Source organism: Kluyvera ascorbata ATCC 33433, assembly GCF_000735365.1.
GTDB classification, from domain to species: Bacteria; Pseudomonadota; Gammaproteobacteria; order Enterobacterales; family Enterobacteriaceae; genus Kluyvera; species Kluyvera ascorbata.
This window is the reverse complement of the sequence record NZ_JMPL01000223.1, coordinates 1-1,725: the sequence shown is the minus strand read 5'-3', so window position 1 is coordinate 1,725 and position 1,725 is coordinate 1. Positions and strand designations below refer to the sequence as shown.

Annotated in this window: 2 protein-coding genes; one reads left to right on the top strand and one right to left on the bottom strand. The window is 51.4% G+C overall.

Annotated elements, in window-relative coordinates:
* Positions 1-94 precede the first annotated feature (94 nt).
* Complete coding sequence (locus tag GKAS_RS23270; protein WP_035897897.1) at positions 95-532, bottom strand: acetyltransferase; 438 nt, start codon at positions 530-532, stop codon at positions 95-97.
* 152 nt (positions 533-684) lie between these two features.
* On the opposite strand from GKAS_RS23270, the gene metA reads away from it, so the two are divergent.
* The gene (gene metA / locus GKAS_RS23265) at positions 685-1,614 is read left to right on the top strand and encodes a homoserine O-acetyltransferase MetA (protein ID WP_035897895.1); all 930 of its coding nucleotides are present in this window, start codon (positions 685-687) and stop codon (positions 1,612-1,614) included.
* Positions 1,615-1,725: the final 111 nt, after the last annotated feature.

Below are 1,725 nucleotides of genomic sequence, written 5' to 3'. Positions count from 1 at the left end.
CTGCGATTTAAAGGCCTGTAGGCCTGATAAGCGCAGCGCCATCAGGCACGCCCGGCGCACACTGCCGGATGGCGGCTTCGCCTTATCCGGCCTACTATTTGTGACGTAAATGCAGTAGCGGATACGGTCGGCCATGATCATCCATCTCCGACCGCCCAGTAACCTCAAATCCCATCTTCTGATAGAACCCTACCGCCTGCGCGTTCTGCTCGTTCACATCCGTCGTTAAATCGGCAATTAGCGCTAATGCATGCTCAACTAGCAGGCGTCCCACGCCGCTACCGCGAACATCGGGGTCGACAAACAGCGCCTCAAGATGGTGTTCAGAAAGCAGCATAAACGCCACCGGTACATCATCCGTATTTACCGCGACCCACAGCGGTGCGTCGGGCAGAAAGGCGCGCACTTGGGTCTCTATTGCTACTCTGTCCTTAGCGGACAGAAAATCATGCGTTGCATCAACCGAACGGCACCAGATAGCCACTAACCGCTCGCCCTCATGGCGCTGTGAACGTCGAATTATCACGGTAATACTCCCATCAGAATCGTTTCCGCATTCTACCGCAAGCGTGATTGAAACTTTCTCACCTTGAACATGCAGACTCGACATTTCGCGTATTTCTCGGTATCGTTAGCTGTCTGGATGTCTAAACGTTTATACGTATGCTGTGAGGTAATAAGGTTATGCCGATTCGGGTGCAGGACGAGCTACCAGCCGTCAATTTCTTGCGTGATGAGAACGTCTTTGTGATGACCACGTCACGTGCTACAGGTCAGGAAATTCGTCCTTTGAAGGTACTGATCCTCAACCTGATGCCGAAGAAGATTGAGACAGAAAACCAGTTCCTACGCCTTCTGTCAAACTCACCGCTGCAGCTGGATATTCAGCTCCTGCGCATCGATGCGCGCGAGTCTCGTAACACGCCAACTGAACATTTAAATAATTTTTACTGCAATTTCGACGACATTCGCGACCAAAACTTCGATGGGTTGATCGTCACCGGTGCGCCGTTAGGCCTGGTGGAATTCAACGACGTTGCCTATTGGCCACAGATCCAGCAGGTGCTGGAATGGGCAAAAGATCACGTTACGTCGACGCTGTTTGTCTGTTGGGCGGTACAGGCCGCACTCAATATTCTCTACGGTATTCCAAAACAGACCCGCAACGACAAACTCTCCGGCGTTTACCAACATCACATTCTTCACCCGCATGCCCTGTTGACTCGCGGTTTTGATGATAGCTTCCTGGCACCACACTCTCGCTATGCCGACTTCCCGGCGCAGCTGATCCGTGACTATACCGACCTGGAAATTCTCGCTGAAACGGAAGATGGCGATGCCTATCTGTTCGCCAGCAAAGATAAGCGCATCGCTTTTGTTACCGGTCATCCGGAATATGATGCCCATACCCTGGCGAGTGAATTTTTCCGCGACGTGGATGCCGGTTTAACCCCGGAAGTACCCTATAACTACTTCCCGAAAGACGACCCTAATAACAAACCGCACGCCACCTGGCGCAGCCATGGAAACCTGCTGTTCGCCAACTGGCTCAACTACTACGTCTACCAGATCACACCGTACGATCTGCGGAATATGAACCCTACTCTGGATTGATCCTCTACTCTCGACGATCCTAAAGCGTTTCAGCATTCTCAATCAGGCACCTTCGGGTGCCTTTTTTGTTTCCGAAAGCACCTCCAGTAAAAATTATATTTTTATCTTATT

Coding starts and splice junctions, on each gene's coding strand:
- metA (WP_035897895.1), top strand. CDS start 685: ATGCCGATTCGGGTGCAGGACGAGCTACCAGCCGTCAATTTCTTGCGT.